Origin of the sequence: Acinetobacter towneri (genome assembly GCF_017498585.1) — a bacterium.
GTDB lineage: Bacteria > Pseudomonadota > Gammaproteobacteria > Pseudomonadales > Moraxellaceae > Acinetobacter > Acinetobacter towneri.
This window is the reverse complement of the sequence record NZ_CP071766.1, coordinates 395,629-411,744: the sequence shown is the minus strand read 5'-3', so window position 1 is coordinate 411,744 and position 16,116 is coordinate 395,629. Positions and strand designations below refer to the sequence as shown.

Below are 16,116 nucleotides of genomic sequence, written 5' to 3'. Positions count from 1 at the left end.
CTTTTGTGTCATCCTGACTGTCCCTTTGCCGTTATGCAATAATGCGCTGAATCGACTTGAAGATAAATACACAAAGTCGACAGATTATGTGCGAATTGAACCTCAGTTGAGTGAACAACTGTTCACTCGTGTAGGCTGTGAAATTTGTGTGAATATTAGATCTTATAATCAATAATCACGGGAGCATGGTCACTAAACCATTCTTCTTTATACACCCAAGCATTGACAGTGCGTGCTTTCCAGTCGGGTGAACAGGCATGATAATCAATCCGCCAACCAACGTTCTTGGCACGGGCTTGCCCGCGATTTGACCACCAAGAATACAACTCTGCTTCATGGCGTACTTCACGGAAGGTATCGACATAGCCCAAGTCATTATAAATATGATCTAACCATGCACGTTCATGCGGTAAGCAACCTGAAGACTTTTGGTTACCTGACCAGTTTTTAATATCAATGCGCTTATGCACAATGTTGTAATCGCCACAGACAATGATCGATTTATTGTCTTCACGCCACTGTTTTAGAATTTTTTGATACTCTTCTAAAAAGTGATCTTTCCGCATTTGGGCTTCTTCACCTGAAGAGCCAGAAGGCAAATACAGTGAACAGATGTAAATTGGGTGATCCAGTCCTACATCAAATTCAGCACTGATAAAGCGACCCTGAGAATCGGCCAATTCAAAGCCTAAACCATTTTGCACAGAAACAAACGGCAAACGGCTATAAATAGCTGTCCCTGCGTAGCCTGCGCGTTCTGCAGGGAAAAGATGCGTGTGCCAGCCTTCTGGCTTAAATTTATCGGTCCATTGGGCGTGTGTGATGCGGCTTTCCTGCATGCAAATCACGTCTGCTTCAGACTTTTCCAACCATTCGAGTAAGCCTTTGCTTACCGATGAACGCAACCCATTGACGTTAATTGAAACCACTCGAAGAATTTTTTGATCACTCGGATAGCTACTCTTTGGTATCATGCTCAGGTCTTACCTCAATGTATTAATTTGGAGCACCTCATGACATCGCCAGCTCAATTTAACCCGCAAGCTTTTATCGAACTCGCCTTATCACGTGGTGTGCTTAAATTTGGTGAGTTTACTTTAAAATCGGGTCGTGTGAGTCCTTATTTTTTTAACGCAGGTTTGTTGAATGATGGCGAAGCTTTATCGCTATTGGCTTCGGGCTATGCAGATCAACTCATGCAATGCAAAAATGTAGATGTTATTTTCGGGCCTGCCTATAAAGGTATTCCATTTGTGGCAGCTACAGCAGTGGCTTTATCGCAAAATCATGGCGTAAGTGTGCCGTGGGGGTTTAACCGTAAAGAAGCCAAAGATCATGGCGAAGGCGGTGTGTTGGTGGGTGCTGCGGTTGAGGGCAAAAAAGTTTGGATTATTGATGATGTGATTACTGCGGGTACGGCTATTCGTGAAGTGGTGACTATTTTGAAAAATGCAGGCGCACAAATTGCGGGCGTATTGGTGGCTTTAGACCGTCAAGAAAAAGGTCAGGGCGATTTGTCTGCTATTCAGGAAGTGCAAAAAGAGTTGGAAATTCCTGTGCATGCTTTAATTACCATGAAAGATTTAATGAATTATTTGGATGCTAAAGGTGAAAAAGATGCCTTGGCGAAAATGGAAGCGTACCGTGTGAAGTATGGGATTTAAGTTGTTTTGGAGAAGGAAGCGAGAGCTTCCTTTTCGCTTTTATTCAGTTTGATTTTTAATAATATAATGAAATGTAATAAATAATAAAAAAGCCCGACTGAGGGGTGAGACAAATTTTGTATTTTTAAATCACATTAAAATTTAATATGAGAAAAGTACTATGATTTTTTACTAATTTAAAAGTTTGTTATACTTCGCATTATATAATAAAAACATATACGAACTCAAAAATGACAAGATCAACTTCGTTATACAAATTATTTATCAAAACACTAGAACAACAGATGTTCTCAAAAGAGATTGAGCAAATCTTAAAAGTTGTTGAAGGTATCACTGCTCTATTGGTCAGTAGTCAATTAAAGAATGGCGATGAAATTATTGATACTTTTAACAATTCGGTGGCAATATGCATTTTTAAAGATCAATTAACATTTCAGAACTCTCTTAGTCATGACTAAACTATAAGGATTAAGATTATGAGAGGTTTTGCTATTCATAATGCACCAACTAATCATGGTGGTCGTATTCTAGCTACTCAGATAAGAAATTCTCAAATGGGCAATTCTTTTGTTAGAGCGGGCGATGGGCATTTCTGTCCAAGATGTAAATGTTGGTCTTCAGTGATTAAAAGCCATGACCATATTATCTTTGATGGTAAGCCAGTTGCTTATGTCGGGGATAAATTAACATGCGGTGCTATTATTCAGCCGCAACAGTCGCATGTTGTTGGTGGGAGTAATGCTAATTATCATATAGTTTCTAATCCTCAAACTGAGCAAACTCTGCCTATAAGTGCTCAACAGAATTTAATAAATAGTTTTACAAATAAGAGGAAGTATGAGAACTATTATATTGAGTTTAATAAAACCGATTATGTAAAATTTAAAACAGGAATTCCTCCATAAGTTGACAAAAATAACTAATCATGCGAAAAAGTTTTTTTAGTTAACAGATGTTCACACATGCCTCGAATTGTTTCTGTACCACTTAGTTTAGAACAGCGAGAACGACTCATTTTTCTGGCCAAGCATGCAAAACATTGGCGTGAAAGACAACGTGCCCAAACTATTCTCTGGCTTTCTGAAGGTAAAAGTGTTGCGGAAGTTGCCACTCTACAAGAACGTATCCCAGAAACCATAAGGCTACAACGCCGACGTTGGGAATTGTATGAGTTTGAATCGATTAAAGAAGGTCATCGCTCAGGTCGGCCCAATACATTGATCTCAGACTATCAGGCGAAAATCCTAGATTGGGTCAATACAAGTCCACTCAATGCAGAACAAATCCGAGTCAAACTACATGAAGAATACGAAGTGTCCGTGTCTGTTGAAACCATTCGTAAGTTTTTACGTGATTCAGGTATGGTCTTCAAGCGTACCCGTCATAGCTTGAAAAAAAAGAGATCCGATTGCATTTGAACAAGCAACACAGCAGATTGAAAAATTACGAGAGCAAGCGGCACGTGGTGAAATTATATTAGGTTATGTTGATGAAACAGGGTTTTCATCTACACCTGATAACCGCTATGCGTGGACAAAGATAGGTGATGTTCATGCGGTTGATGCAATAAGATTAAAACGAGTTAATGTCATGGGGTGTTTGCTTTCAACGGGGAAACTGGTGACAAGTTGTTTACAAGAGTCAGTTACAAGCACTTGGTTTTATGCCTATTTAACTGGAATAGCTCAACAAGTAAAACAGACTTATAACCTTCCATTGGTTCTTATTGTTGATAATGCCTCGATTCATAGAAGTAAAAAGATGGCTGATTACAGAGAGCTACTTAAAAGTAACTTTTCGACGAATTTGTATTTTATTCCAGCTTATAGCCCTGAGTTAAATCGAATCGAGATGGTATGGAAGCAGATGAAATATTATTGGCGAGATTTTCAAGTCATGACAGCTGATAAAATAGAGCAATGGGTGGAGAGAGTATCAAACCAATTCGGAAAAGAATACATGTTTACTTTTTGATGACAGCTTACGATGAAGATAAAAAAGGGCTATTTGGGAGTGTTTTACAAATAGTTTCAGGAGCATGTGATTTTATCGTTACATCTATTTTAAAGAAAAAGAATCTGTTTATAACAGTTTCATATCACCCGCCAGTTGTAAAACATGATGCAAATAAAATCACTCCTTATGCAACTCTAAGACTCTATAAAGAAAAAAATAGAAAATCTGAATTATTAAAAATACAAGAATTGAAGTCTGATGGTGGGGTTTGGAGTATTGAGCGAGGAAAAGAACCAGTAGGTTTCTGTAACATTACCTTACCTGAGCCTGATTTACTCCTATTGAGGGTTGAATTAGATCTTGGATATGTATTGACGTTTAGCGGTGGAGTTGTTACCCCGATACCCAGTTTTACAACCCACAGCTTTACTTTAAATTCCGCAGCAAGGGAAGTTAGATGAAGAATTTTCTTATTTTTTTAACAGCCTTCTTGATATTCGGAAGCACTGCCTGCTCATCTAATGGACATAATACACATCATGGTGAAGTTGAACTCACTCAAGATAGTGAAGCTGCCCAGAGTCTTTCTGCAGAAGATCAATCTATTATAAAAAAATATAAAGATACGATTCATAATTTGAATTTTAGGGAAAGAGAACATGCGAATAAGGTAATGAAAGATAGTTTGTCTGAAATAAGCAAAATTAAGAATGATTCCGAGCGAGAAAAGTTGCAAATGCAGATTTACTTAGCCACAGCCATGTATAAAGAAGCTTATGATTTAAATAGTAAAATGTTAAAAACTAGGTTTAGCGAAGCACGTTTACTGACTCAATGTGAGTTGAGCTATTACGCTAAAAAGCCTAAAAATGAATATGAAAAATGTTATGCCCAAGTAGCGTCATTGCTGGAAAAGACATTGAAAGTCACTCCTAAAAATGACTCTGAATATTTATATGGTGAGTGGGGGTACTTACTCGCGATGTATAAGGCAGGACATGAAGAATATAGACAAAAAATGGAAGATTTTATTCATTCTACTCAAGATAAAACGCTGAAATATCAGTTTGAAAGTTCTTATGAGTTGGCGATTGAACAGATCGCTAGTTACCAGTGATCTTTGTTGTATTGGTTTTCAGGAGTGCGTAAATACATCAACCTAACCCTACTGTTGTGATGTATGCAAAATTCTTAAAATACGAACAGAATCTTTAACGTCATACACGACAACATAGTGCGTGCACCACAAGTTCTCGAGTTCCATGGATGAGACCAGATCGCCCTTTAATGGCAGCGAAGAATGCTATACACGCACGACTTAAAAGGAGACATTTGGGGTATGAAGAGGGTATGAATAACACTGAGTATCTAAGCGTATTCACTCAGTCTCCTCCTCACACTTCTTACACTCCAGCATCACCCCCAACTTTTCCTTGCGCCCTTGCTCTGTGATTACCCACGGGCGGTTTTGCCACGGTGGATTATGCCGCACATGCTGCCCATGACCGCAGGCCAAATCTGCGACCCAATCATTTTCTTCATCTAAATGAAAACCAATAATCGCTTGTTGCATCGCATACTCCTAAGTGCATGATGATCGTGGATAAAGCGTTACGAAAATTGCAGCAAAACCAAAGCCAAACTCCGCTATACTTTTGCTTATTCAATTCTTCAAAAGAGCACCGAAATATGCGCGTACTTGTTGTGATGGATCCCATCGAAAGTGTCAATTTGAAAAAAGACTCAACCATGGCGATGTTATGGGCGGCAAGCCGTCGTGGGCATACCTTGGGCTATGCATTACAGCAAGACTTATATATTGATCAGGGCAAGGCATTTGGTCTGATTGCATCGCTCAAAGTCTTTGAAGATTATAACCATTATTACGAATTGGGCGAAAAACGCAAAGAATCCTTAGCTGATTATGATGTCATTCTCATGCGTAAAGACCCGCCTTTTGACATGAATTTCGTTTATACCACATATATTTTAGAGCAAGCTGAACGCGAAGGCGCATGGATCATCAACAAGCCGCAAAGCCTGCGTGACTGTAATGAAAAGCTGTTTGCGACTCAATTCCCAGAACTACAAGTTCCGACATTGGTCACGTCACAACAAAGCCTGATTCGTGAATTTATTCAGCAACATGGTGATGTGATCGTTAAACCGCTCGATGGCATGGGCGGCATGGGAATTTTCCGTTTGTACCAAGATGGGGTCAATATTGGCTCAACCATTGAAATTCTGACCAACAACGGCACTCAGCCAATCATGGCGCAGCGCTATATTCCAGAAATTGTAGATGGTGATAAACGCATCCTCATGGTTAATGGTGAGCCTGTGCCTTATTGTTTGGCACGAATTCCACAAAATGGCGAAGTGCGTGGCAACTTAGCTGCAGGTGGTTTAGGCGAAGCACGTCCATTGACTGAAAATGACAAAGCCATTGCCGCCAAAGTCGGGCCATTTTTACGTGAAAAAGGCTTGGTTTTTGTCGGATTAGATGTGATTGGCAACTATGTCACTGAAATCAACGTGACCAGTCCAACGTGTATTCGTGAAATTGATGCACAGTTTGGTACATCCATTGCCGATGATTTATTTACCGTACTTGAAGCAGGTCGTCCCAACTAAGTTTGGGCTTTATGCTCACTGTATCAATACAAAAGCCGTTTTCTATTTGAAAGCGGCCTTGTTTTTAGAGACGTGGATACAAAAAACAACTTAAACACTTTGCAAAATAGATCAATCAAAGCAGGTAAAATTGAATAAAACTTAACATTTTCCGTAGATTAATAATAAAACTAGTTTAAACTTGAAAATCTGTAGAAAAAAACAATCAAGCACTTGGTGAAAAAAAGTAAATAACCTTTCAAGCCCATGCGTTTGTGATTACAATTGATAGCTTATACAAGATTTTTATTTGCCTTATTTTGAGTTGAAGAATTAAACCGTGACTGACGCACAGCAACAACAGCCTAAACATGTCATGATGATGGCCGCAGGTACAGGTGGACATGTTTTTCCCGCTTTGGCCGTCGCAAAACAATTACAGCAACAAGGGATTCAAGTGTCATGGTTGGCGACCCCAACGGGCATGGAAAATCGTCTGCTTAAAAATCATAATATCCCAATTTACCAAATTAATATTCAAGGTGTACGTGGCAACGGTTTGATCCGTAAACTGGCTGCACCATTTAAAATTTTAGGCGCAACGCTCAGTGCTGTGCGTTACATGAAGCAATTAAAAGTTGATGCTGTTGCAGGTTTTGGTGGTTATGTGGCAGGGCCGGGTGGCTTGGCAGCACGTGCTTTGGGTATTCCTGTGCTGATTCACGAACAAAATGCAGTTGCGGGTTTTACCAACACTCAATTGTCACGTGTGGCAAAAACCGTGTGTCAGGCTTTCCCAAATACCTTTCCAAACAGTAACAAAATTGTCACCACAGGCAACCCTGTTCGTGAAGAAATCACTGCGACCTTAAGCCCTGCATGGCGCTATCAGGAACGTGAAAAAGCAGGCTTGCCAATTCGTATTTTAATTGTGGGTGGTTCACTAGGTGCACAAGCCTTAAATGAATGTGTACCTGAAGCGTTAAAGCAACTAAATGTCGCTTTAGATGTTTATCATCAATGTGGGCAAAACCATGCCGAAGCGACGCAGGCACGTTATGCACACAAGCCTGACCATTTACAGGTTGAGGTACAGCCTTTTATTGAAGATATGGCCAAAGCCTATAGTGATGCCGATTTAATTATTTGTCGTGCGGGCGCACTCACGGTAACCGAGGTCGCGACTGCAGGTGTTGCAGCAGTATTTGTACCATTGCCTAGTGCGGTGGATGATCACCAAACTGCCAATGCCAAGTTTTTAGCCGATCTTGGTGCAGCAAAAATCTGTCCGCAAGCCAGCATGACACCTGAAAGTTTAACAACATTATTAACCCCGTTAATGAATCGTCAATTGTTGTCTGAAATGGCAGTCAAAGCCCGTCAGCAGGCGCAGCCTGATGCAACTCAACACGTGGTTCGTCTTATTCAAGCATTGTTCGAGTAAAATATGTCTCCATCTACACCCGCTGATCAAGCGAAAAAATTAATCAAAGTGCCTGAAATGCGCCGTATCAAACACATTCATTTTGTGGGTATTGGTGGCGCGGGGATGTGTGGTATTGCCGAAGTCTTGAAAAACCAAGGCTATAAAGTGTCGGGTTCAGACATCAAAGCTTCAAAAACCACAGCGCAATTAGAAGAAAACGGCATCAAGGTTTATATTGGGCATGCGGCAGAGAATATTAAAGGCGCCAATGTGTTGGTGGTGTCTACTGCAATTGACCCAGAAAACCCAGAAATTAAAACAGCAATTGACACCCGTATTCCTGTGGTGCGTCGTGCTGAAATGCTGGGCGAGTTGATGCGTTACCGTCATGGTATTGCAGTCGCGGGTACACATGGTAAAACCACCACTACCAGTTTAATCACCTGTATGTTGGCCGAAGAAAACATGGATCCAACTTACGTGATTGGTGGTTTGCTAAACCGTACTGGGGTCAATGCAGCATTGGGTGCTAGCCGTTATATCGTGGCAGAAGCCGATGAATCTGATGCATCGTTCTTATTCCTAGAGCCAATGGCGGCTGTGGTGACCAATATTGATGCCGACCACATGGACACCTATGGTGGTAGTTTCGATACCTTAAAAGATACCTTTATTCAATTTTTGCACAAACTGCCATTCTACGGTTTGGCTGTGGTGTGTGGTGATGATGCCAATATTCGTGAAATCATGCCGCGTATCGGGCGCCCTGTATTGACCTATGGTTTTAATGAAGAAAACGATATTCGTGCCGTTGATGTTGATCAAGACGGTATGCGCACACACTTTACTGTACTGCGTAAAGACCGCGAACCGTTACGCGTGACGGTGAATCAACCGGGGCTGCATAACGTATTGAATGCCTTGGCTGCAATTGGAATTGCCACCGATGAAGGCGTTTCTGATGGTGCAATTTGCCGTGCTTTAGAAGGCTTTAGCGGTGTCGGTCGTCGTTTCCAAGTACAAGGTGAGTTTGCGGTAGCAGACGGCAATGTGAAATTGGTAGATGACTACGGACATCACCCGAAAGAAGTGGAAGCCACCATTAAAGCTGCGCGTCAAAGTCATCCTGATCGCCGTTTGGTGATGTTGTTCCAGCCACACCGTTTTAGTCGCACCCGTGACTGTTTTGATGACTTTGTGGAAGTGTTGTCACAAGTCGATCAATTGTTATTGCTCGATGTTTATCCTGCGGGTGAAAAACCAATTGTTGGCGCAGATAGCCGTACTTTGGCACGCAGTATTCGTTTGCGTGGTCAGGTTGAGCCAATTTTGGTCGATCCAAATGACGGCAACCTACCGAATATTGTGAAACAAGTGTTACAGGCCAATGACTTGTTATTGACCCAAGGTGCAGGTAATGTGGGGGCGATTTCAATCGAGCTTGCACAAAACCATTTATATTTAAAATAATCACAACCTGTGATGTTTGAATTTGATCGACCAGTTTAAAGTTTAAGGATATAAACGTGTCAAATGCTTCAAAGTTCGGCAAAGTTGCCGTGTTATTGGGTGGAAAATCTGCTGAGCGTGAGGTTTCTCTAGACAGCGGTCAAGCAGTACTCGAAGCACTGCTACGTTCTGGGGTCAATGCAGAAGCATTTGATCCACAAACACGTAGCGTGACCGAATTGGTCAATTATGATCGTGCCTTTATTGTGTTACACGGGCGCGGTGGTGAAGATGGTCAAATTCAAGGTGTTTTGGAATGGTTGAATATTCCATACACGGGTACGGGCGTGCAAGGTTCAGCCATTGGCATGGACAAAGTGAAGACCAAGCAAATTTGGCAAGGTTCTGACTTGCCAACTGCGCCATATCGTATTGTTAGCAAAGATTCCAATATTGAAGACGTGGTTGCCGAATTGGGTTTACCACTCATCATCAAGCCTGTACATGAAGGTTCAAGTATTGGCATGAGCAAAGTCGAAAAAGTAGAAGACTTTGCCGATGCTGTAGCGAAAGCAACTGCACATGACGCTATTGTTATGGCTGAAAAATGGATTACAGGACGTGAATTTACTATCGTGCTGTTAAATGGTCAGGCTTTACCGATTATTCGTTTAGAACCACCGAAAGATGTGGCGTTCTATGATTATGAAGCCAAATATCAACGTAATGATGTGCAATACGGTATTCCGTGTGGTTTAAGCACTGCCGAAGAGCAACAGTTACAAGCTTTGGCATTACGTGCCTTCCAAGCCGTGGGTGCAAGTGGCTGGGGTCGTATTGATGCCATGCAAGATGAGAACGGCAATTTCTGGCTATTGGAAGTGAATACCGTGCCGGGAATGACCAGCCACTCTTTAGTTCCGAAAGCGGCAAATGCAGTCGGCTATAGTTTTGATGAGCTGTGTGTGGCAATTTTGGCACAAACCCTTACAGGTGAAGCACACTAAATATGGCTCAACTTCCTGCATCCTTGCGCCGTAAACGGGCAGCGATTACCTCGATTCATGACAAACCGCCAACAGCCAAAGAAAAGCTGATTCATTTTGGCGGTTGGGTAATGCTGTGCGTTGCGGTGCTCGTGTTGGCAGTGGGTGCGTACGGGCTATACAAAGTCATGACCGATGCACAAATTGCCAAGCTAGATGTAGTGGGTACACGTTCAGATGCGGAACACCGCCAAGTGATGACGCATGTGAACCCTGTAATGACCAAGAACTATTTCACCTCTGACCTAGAGCAAATCCGCGATACCGCTTTGGAGTTGTCTTGGGTAGATCGAGTGGTGGTTTCACGTGCGTGGCCGAATGCTATTCGTGTGCGGGTTATGCCGCGTCATCCAATTGCACGTTGGGGGACAGGTCGTTTGCTCAGTGACAGCGGTGAAGTCTTTACCGAGGTCACGCCACAAAATAATCAACATTTACCGTTATTACACGGGCCAACGCATCAATCTAAAATGATGATGCGTCGTTATAATGAAATTAACCAATTATTCTTACCCGTCAACGATCGTTTAAAAGAACTATATTTAACAGAACGTATGACGTGGTTTATGCAGTTTGATTCAGGTCTACGTGTTATTGTAGATAAAGATCAAACCATGAGTAAGCTGCAGCGCTTGGGGCATCTTGCACAAAGTGATTTGAAACCTGTATGGTCTAAAATATCCGCCATCGATTTGCGTTATCGCAATGGTTTAGCCATTCAATGGAAAAACTCAATTCCGCCAAAAATTGCAAATGGTCACTTTGTTGTAACGATTGATGACACAAGCATTGCAGAGGGAATAAGAGCAAAGCCATAATATTGGGCTTTAAAAAAATAGAGGCATTAAGCCATAAATTAAACATACTGGTAATGGTAGTGAATAAATGAGTGAAGCTGTTCCCTCGGTTGTTGCGATTGACATTGGGACGCACAAAGTTTCAGTTTTGATTGCTAAGGTCCATGCGCCAGACAATATCCAAGTCATTGGTATGGCCACCGCACGTAATCGAGGCATGAGTAAAGGAAAAATTGTCAGTCTCGATAAAGTGATTACTGCAATTAAAAATGCTGTGCAAGAAGCGGAAGATATGGCGGAATGCCGAGTGCATTCGGCATGGATTTCTATTCCTAGTGCAGAGCTAAAAAGCTTTTATGCTTCAGGTCGCACACCTATTGAAAGTAGTGATCACACCATTACCACCAGTGAAGTGGTACGCGCCTTGGACTTGGCCAAAGCCAGTCACCTCACCTCAGACCATTATTTGGTGAGTGCAGTACCACTCGGTTTCGATTTAGATGATTCGGGTGAATGGGTACAAAACCCAATTCGTATGTCAGCACATAGCATGACGGGGCATTATCAATTGATGATGTTGCCTATTAGCACCATGCAGAATTTAGACCGTGCTTTAAAAGGTGCCAATATTGGTGTCGAAAAAATGGTGGTGTCAAATTTAGCCACTGCAGAAGCCAGTCTGCTTAAAGATGAAAAAGAATACGGTGTGTGTCTGGTAGATATTGGCGCAGGTACGACCAGTATTGCAGTTTATTTAGATGGACGTTTGGCCTTGGCACACACTTTGCAGCGTGGTGGTGAGCATGTCACCCGCGATATTGCAGCGGTGTTACAAACCACAACTGAAGAAGCTGAACGGATTAAGCTATTGTATGGCTGTGTAGATATGAAAGTGGTCAAACCTGATCACATGATTCAGATTCAGGGCATTGATGGGCCGCAAACCATTAGCCGTATTGAACTGGCGGAAATTATTATTGCGCGTTATGAAGAAATTTTTGCACAAATTCGTCAGGAACTCGAAAAGAGCGGTGCCATTCATGGTTTATATCATGGTGTGGTTTTGGCGGGTGATGCCTCACAAATTGAAGGCATGATCAGCTTGGTACGTCGTATGTTGGGTGTTTCGGCACACTTGGGGAATCATCCTTCACAAGTTTATGCCGATGAACCGCATCAGGCCGCCTTACGCCGTTCACAATATGCAACAGCTTCAGGCTTATTGCTTTATAGTCAAAACTATACTCAAGACACGATTGTAGAACATGAAGACCCTGAAACCTTATCGGTTTGGGGGCGTGTCGGACGGGCATGGTCTGGCTTGAACGAAAAGTTAAAATCTATTTTTTAGTTGAGTTTTTTGGGAATATTGTTAGGAAGTTGTACGGATCATCACTGGTACTTGACAAGCCAGAAGTTGAACAGCATTCTTAAAAATAATTTTTATGAAGATCAAGGCAGTATACGGGCTTAAGTGACTGCCAATAACGTATTAGGAAATCTAAAGGTCATGGCCTCATTTGAATTTATAGATGATCAAACCGATAGCAACGGTCAAGCCCGTTTCACTGTGTTTGGTGTGGGTGGTGCAGGTGGTAACGCTGTGCAGCACATGCTTGAGTCGGATATTCAGGGTGTAAAATTTGTTTGTGCCAATACGGACAAACAAGCATTGGATCGCATGAATTCGCAATTCAAAATCCAGCTAGGTGAGCAAAGCACACGTGGTTTAGGCGCGGGCGGTGATCCTCAAGTGGGTCAAACTGCAGCGGAAGAAAGCCGCGAGCTGATTTGTCAGCAACTTGAAGGCACAGACATGGTGTTTGTGACTGCAGGGATGGGCGGTGGTACAGGTACAGGTGCTGCGCCAGTTGTGGCTGAAATTGCCAAAGAAATGGGCATTTTGACTGTTGGTGTGGTGACTACGCCATTTAACTTTGAGGGTAAGCGTCGCTTACTTTCTGCGGAAAAAGGGATTGCGGCATTAGAACAGCATGTAGACTCTTTAATCATTATTCCAAACCAGCGTTTAATGAAAGTTTACCGCGACATTTCAATGAAAGATGCGTATAAAAAAGCCGATGACGTTTTGTTGAACGGTGTACGCAGTATTTTTGATTTGGTGGTACGTCCAGGTCACATCAACCTAGACTTTGCTGACTTGAAAACTGCGATGAGTACGCGCGGTTATGCGATGATGGGTGTTGGTTCAGGTCGTGGTGAAAACCGTGCGCGTCAAGCGGCTGAACAAGCGATTCGTAGCCCATTGCTCGATAGCGTAACCATTGCCAATGCCAAAGGCTTGTTGATTAACGTAACGGGTGGTGATGATGTGACCTTCGGTGAAATCGAAGAGATCATGGACGTGATTCATCAACTTTCAGATACCGAACAAACCCAAGTATTCTACGGTACGGTATTTGATCCTGAAGCGCGTGACGAAATTAGCGTGACTGTTATTGCTACTGGTTTAGCGCGTAACACAGGCGATACACCAGAGCCTGCAAAACGCACCGTGACACAAACCACTTCTGCAGCACCAACAGCGGCAGTAGAAGAAGATGATGTGCCTGCAATTCAGCGTCAGCAGGCAGAAACTGCGCCTGCAATTAGTGCGACAACAACATCAGGCTCTGCGCGTCCAACGCCAATGAGTATTCAAGACTATTTGAAAAATCAGCAGCGTAAATAAGCCAAGATCCTCAATTTCATTGTGTGATCGGGAAAAGGCAGTTTTAAACTGCCTTTTTTGTTTTTTATCAATGGCTAAATATGCTAACGTATAGCGGTTTTAAAATTTAGATGAATTGAGAACATGCTGAAACAACGTACCCTACAACGTGTCGTCAAGGCGAGCGGTATTGGTCTGCACAGTGGTCAAAAAGTATTGATCAACTTTGTGCCGCATCATGCCGATGGGGGAATTGTGTTTCGTCGTATCGATTTAAATCCGCCTGTCGATATTCCAGCCGATGCCATGCTGATTCAAGAAGCATTTATGTGCTCGAATTTGGTTCAGGATAATGCCAAAGTTGGCACTATTGAGCATGTTATGAGTGCAATTGCAGGGTTGGGCATTGATAACTTGATTATTGAAGTGTCTGCCTCTGAAGTGCCCATTATGGACGGCAGTGCAGGGCCTTTTATTTATTTGTTGATGCAGGGTGGTTTAAAAGAACAGGATGCTGCGAAAAAGTTCATCAAAATTTTAAAACCTGTAGAAGCTTTAATTGACGATAAACGTGCGGTGTTCAGTCCGCATGAAGGTTTTCAGCTCAATTTCACCATCGACTTTGATCATCCTGCCTTTAAAAAAGAATATCAGTCTGCCACCATCGATTTTTCTACAGAAACCTTTGTCTATGAAGTCAGTGGCGCACGTACTTTTGGCTTTATGAAAGATTTGGACTATTTAAAAGCCAATAATTTGGCTTTGGGTGCGAGTTTAGATAATGCCATTGGGGTAGATGATACAGGCGTGGTCAATGAAGAAGGTTTGCGCTTCTCGGACGAGTTTGTACGGCATAAAATTTTAGATGCTGTGGGGGATTTGTACTTGCTTGGACATCAAATTATTGCCAAGTTTGATGGTTATAAATCAGGACATGCCTTAAATAATCAGTTATTACGCAATGTTCAGAGCGATCCAAGTAGTTATGAAATTGTAACATTTGATGACATAAATTCTTGCCCGATCACTTTTGTGCATGTGACATAAGTCATTGTCTTTTCTTACTACGTTATAATGTAACAACAATAATATGTGAATTTCATCACAAATTTGAGCACGAGTTTTTGGTGTTTTCTGCAAACAATTATTTTTTATTGCTTGCCAAACGTAACAAAGCTTGGCTAAGCTTAGGGTCGCTCACAAAGTCAGCAGCACCTCGTAACATATCTTGAGTTTCTGGACTAAGTGTTCTTAAAGGCTTTTCGCTTTTTGGGGGCGTTTGAGATTCAACTCTTAAACGAACTTGGATTTTTTGTAAGTCTTTCAGTTCATGCAGTTGTGACAGTTGAGTAATGTATTGCTTTTGCAAATAAGCAAGTTGACTGACCATCGCTTGATTCGTTCCAGTAATGGTTAAGACACCTTGTTGATAACAAACCACCTGCCATTGCTCTGGTTGCGGCAGTAAAGGTTGAATAAGTTTGCCAAGTTTCTGCCATGCAGCAACTTGGGTTGAGAGAAACGTTAGGTTTCCTGTTTTTATGTGTTTTCTTGTTTGTTGAAAGAGATTCACAGGTTCGGACATACATCATTCCTTCATGTTTATGCCCTAATCTTATGCGCTCCTTTCAGTAGATATCAAGGAAGAGATCACAAGGAACTTCAAGTAAGAACAGTTAAGAGGTTTTTTTATGCATTCGCGCCGTATTTTATTAGCGTTTTCACTGGCAGCTTCGGCAGCATCTGTCGCATTTGCTGATTTAGTTGAGTTAGATTCTCAAAATTCATCGACTGATCGTATTGAGCAATTAACCCGCACCTTGTCACAAGGTTCTTATACAGAAACACAAGACATTGATGTTCCTGCACAAACGCAGATGACCGTTAAGCTTCGTGAAAAGACTACAGAATTAAACAATGCGTCTTTAGCAAAAAAATACGGTACCAATACCAGCACCCGTTTTACTTCTTCAAATCCTTATGCTTGGTTAGTGTCACATCCATTACCAAATGCACGTATTAGCTCGAACTATGGCGGTCGTGTCATGAGTGGTCGTGCTGAAAACCATTCAGGCTTAGACCTTGCTGCACCAAGCGGTACTCCAATTTATGCGACTGGCCCAGGTATTGTGACCAAGTCAGGCTGGGGCACAGGTTATGGTCAATATGTAGAAATTAACCACGGTAATGGTTATATCACGCGCTACGCACACGCTTCACGTTTAATTGCACGTGTGGGTGACCGTGTAGATGCAGGCGAACATATTGCCAACGTGGGTTGTACAGGTCGTTGTACAGGTCCTCACTTACATTATGAAGTAGTGAAAGATGGTCAACGTAAGAACCCTTCTACCTATTTAGCAATGTTGCCGTAATGTTTTGGCTAGAAATTCATGCTCTAGCCACACTCACTGTAAACTACACGCGAACTACAAATTAAAACATGAAATTAAAGCGGCAAAGGTCGCTTTTCTTTATACTCACGTTTTAGCTT

General features: G+C 42.1%; 18 protein-coding genes. 15 read left to right on the top strand and 3 right to left on the bottom strand.

The genetic code is table 11. The features are described 5' to 3' along the window. Window positions 1–155: 155 nt before the first annotated feature. Window positions 156–974, bottom strand: coding sequence for an exodeoxyribonuclease III (locus J4G44_RS01985; protein ID WP_096901635.1), 819 nt, complete (start codon window positions 972–974; stop codon window positions 156–158). A gap of 39 nt (window positions 975–1,013) precedes the next feature. On the opposite strand from J4G44_RS01985, the gene pyrE reads away from it, so the two are divergent. The 6 genes from pyrE to J4G44_RS01955 all read left to right on the top strand — a co-directional run bounded on the left by pyrE (window position 1,014) and on the right by J4G44_RS01955 (window position 4,737). Beyond that, a complete protein-coding gene (gene pyrE, locus J4G44_RS01980) occupies window positions 1,014–1,664 on the top strand; it encodes an orotate phosphoribosyltransferase (RefSeq protein ID WP_096901637.1) in 651 nt (216 codons plus the stop codon). Between the two features lie 473 nt (window positions 1,665–2,137). Continuing rightward, entirely contained in the window at window positions 2,138–2,569 is a 432-nt protein-coding gene (locus J4G44_RS01975) for a PAAR domain-containing protein (protein ID WP_207973939.1), read from the top strand. 57 nt (window positions 2,570–2,626) lie between these two features. Then, a complete protein-coding gene (locus tag J4G44_RS01970; RefSeq protein WP_004973749.1) occupies window positions 2,627–3,082 on the top strand; it encodes a helix-turn-helix domain-containing protein in 456 nt (151 codons plus the stop codon). Then, window positions 3,072–3,638, top strand: coding sequence for an IS630 family transposase (locus J4G44_RS01965; RefSeq protein ID WP_121533679.1), 567 nt, complete (start codon window positions 3,072–3,074; stop codon window positions 3,636–3,638). The genes J4G44_RS01970 and J4G44_RS01965 overlap by 11 nt, the downstream gene beginning before the upstream one ends. Further along, window positions 3,638–4,081, top strand: a complete 444-nt coding sequence (locus J4G44_RS01960) for a hypothetical protein (RefSeq protein ID WP_207973796.1) — start codon at window positions 3,638–3,640, stop codon at window positions 4,079–4,081. The genes J4G44_RS01965 and J4G44_RS01960 overlap by 1 nt, the downstream gene beginning before the upstream one ends. Then, on the top strand, window positions 4,078–4,737 hold the full coding sequence (locus J4G44_RS01955) for a hypothetical protein (RefSeq protein WP_179996563.1): 660 nt from the start codon (window positions 4,078–4,080) through the stop codon (window positions 4,735–4,737). The genes J4G44_RS01960 and J4G44_RS01955 overlap by 4 nt, the downstream gene beginning before the upstream one ends. 261 nt (window positions 4,738–4,998) lie before the next feature. Here J4G44_RS01955 and J4G44_RS01950 read toward each other — a convergent pair whose 3' ends face one another. Beyond that, window positions 4,999–5,193, bottom strand: coding sequence for a DUF3565 domain-containing protein (locus J4G44_RS01950; RefSeq protein ID WP_070155853.1), 195 nt, complete (start codon window positions 5,191–5,193; stop codon window positions 4,999–5,001). 116 nt (window positions 5,194–5,309) lie between these two features. On the opposite strand from J4G44_RS01950, the gene gshB reads away from it, so the two are divergent. The 8 genes from gshB to lpxC all read left to right on the top strand — a co-directional run bounded on the left by gshB (window position 5,310) and on the right by lpxC (window position 14,669). After that, on the top strand, window positions 5,310–6,254 hold the full coding sequence (gene gshB / locus J4G44_RS01945) for a glutathione synthase (RefSeq protein WP_004974228.1): 945 nt from the start codon (window positions 5,310–5,312) through the stop codon (window positions 6,252–6,254). A 319-nt stretch (window positions 6,255–6,573) separates the two neighbouring features. Continuing rightward, window positions 6,574–7,677: an undecaprenyldiphospho-muramoylpentapeptide beta-N-acetylglucosaminyltransferase gene (gene murG / locus J4G44_RS01940; RefSeq protein WP_004974229.1), complete on the top strand. Its 1,104-nt coding sequence runs from the start codon at window positions 6,574–6,576 to the stop codon at window positions 7,675–7,677. Between the two features lie 3 nt (window positions 7,678–7,680). After that, a complete protein-coding gene (murC, locus tag J4G44_RS01935) occupies window positions 7,681–9,129 on the top strand; it encodes a UDP-N-acetylmuramate--L-alanine ligase (protein WP_180043496.1) in 1,449 nt (482 codons plus the stop codon). A 56-nt stretch (window positions 9,130–9,185) separates the two neighbouring features. Beyond that, a complete protein-coding gene (locus tag J4G44_RS01930) occupies window positions 9,186–10,115 on the top strand; it encodes a D-alanine--D-alanine ligase (RefSeq protein ID WP_004974232.1) in 930 nt (309 codons plus the stop codon). Window positions 10,116–10,117: 2 nt separating this feature from the next. After that, window positions 10,118–10,972, top strand: coding sequence for a cell division protein FtsQ/DivIB (locus tag J4G44_RS01925; RefSeq protein WP_004974235.1), 855 nt, complete (start codon window positions 10,118–10,120; stop codon window positions 10,970–10,972). Window positions 10,973–11,039: 67 nt separating this feature from the next. Further along, window positions 11,040–12,302 (top strand): cell division protein FtsA, encoded by a 1,263-nt coding sequence (gene ftsA, locus J4G44_RS01920; protein WP_004974236.1) that lies wholly within the window; start codon window positions 11,040–11,042, stop codon window positions 12,300–12,302. Between the two features lie 159 nt (window positions 12,303–12,461). After that, window positions 12,462–13,643: a cell division protein FtsZ gene (gene ftsZ / locus J4G44_RS01915; protein WP_004974238.1), complete on the top strand. Its 1,182-nt coding sequence runs from the start codon at window positions 12,462–12,464 to the stop codon at window positions 13,641–13,643. Between the two features lie 123 nt (window positions 13,644–13,766). Continuing rightward, window positions 13,767–14,669, top strand: coding sequence for a UDP-3-O-acyl-N-acetylglucosamine deacetylase (lpxC, locus tag J4G44_RS01910; protein ID WP_004974240.1), 903 nt, complete (start codon window positions 13,767–13,769; stop codon window positions 14,667–14,669). Window positions 14,670–14,766: 97 nt separating this feature from the next. Here lpxC and J4G44_RS01905 read toward each other — a convergent pair whose 3' ends face one another. Continuing rightward, window positions 14,767–15,207 (bottom strand): DUF721 domain-containing protein, encoded by a 441-nt coding sequence (locus J4G44_RS01905; protein WP_207973795.1) that lies wholly within the window; start codon window positions 15,205–15,207, stop codon window positions 14,767–14,769. Window positions 15,208–15,313: 106 nt separating this feature from the next. On the opposite strand from J4G44_RS01905, the gene J4G44_RS01900 reads away from it, so the two are divergent. Beyond that, window positions 15,314–15,997 carry a M23 family metallopeptidase gene (locus J4G44_RS01900; protein WP_207973794.1) on the top strand — a complete coding sequence of 228 codons (684 nt, stop codon included), beginning with the start codon at window positions 15,314–15,316 and terminating at the stop codon, window positions 15,995–15,997. Window positions 15,998–16,116: the final 119 nt, after the last annotated feature.

Excerpts from the sequence above, each read along its gene's own strand:
- J4G44_RS01985 (WP_096901635.1), bottom strand. The coding sequence starts at position 974 with ATGATACCAAAGAGTAGCTATCCGAGTGATCAAAAAATTCTTCGAGTG.
- pyrE (WP_096901637.1), top strand. The coding sequence starts at position 1,014 with ATGACATCGCCAGCTCAATTTAACCCGCAAGCTTTTATCGAACTCGCC.
- J4G44_RS01970 (WP_004973749.1), top strand. The coding sequence starts at position 2,627 with ATGCCTCGAATTGTTTCTGTACCACTTAGTTTAGAACAGCGAGAACGA.
- J4G44_RS01960 (WP_207973796.1), top strand. The coding sequence starts at position 3,638 with ATGACAGCTTACGATGAAGATAAAAAAGGGCTATTTGGGAGTGTTTTA.
- J4G44_RS01955 (WP_179996563.1), top strand. The coding sequence starts at position 4,078 with ATGAAGAATTTTCTTATTTTTTTAACAGCCTTCTTGATATTCGGAAGC.
- J4G44_RS01950 (WP_070155853.1), bottom strand. The coding sequence starts at position 5,193 with ATGCAACAAGCGATTATTGGTTTTCATTTAGATGAAGAAAATGATTGG.
- gshB (WP_004974228.1), top strand. The coding sequence starts at position 5,310 with ATGCGCGTACTTGTTGTGATGGATCCCATCGAAAGTGTCAATTTGAAA.
- murC (WP_180043496.1), top strand. The coding sequence starts at position 7,681 with ATGTCTCCATCTACACCCGCTGATCAAGCGAAAAAATTAATCAAAGTG.
- J4G44_RS01925 (WP_004974235.1), top strand. The coding sequence starts at position 10,118 with ATGGCTCAACTTCCTGCATCCTTGCGCCGTAAACGGGCAGCGATTACC.
- ftsA (WP_004974236.1), top strand. The coding sequence starts at position 11,040 with ATGAGTGAAGCTGTTCCCTCGGTTGTTGCGATTGACATTGGGACGCAC.
- ftsZ (WP_004974238.1), top strand. The coding sequence starts at position 12,462 with ATGGCCTCATTTGAATTTATAGATGATCAAACCGATAGCAACGGTCAA.
- lpxC (WP_004974240.1), top strand. The coding sequence starts at position 13,767 with ATGCTGAAACAACGTACCCTACAACGTGTCGTCAAGGCGAGCGGTATT.
- J4G44_RS01905 (WP_207973795.1), bottom strand. The coding sequence starts at position 15,207 with ATGTCCGAACCTGTGAATCTCTTTCAACAAACAAGAAAACACATAAAA.
- J4G44_RS01900 (WP_207973794.1), top strand. The coding sequence starts at position 15,314 with ATGCATTCGCGCCGTATTTTATTAGCGTTTTCACTGGCAGCTTCGGCA.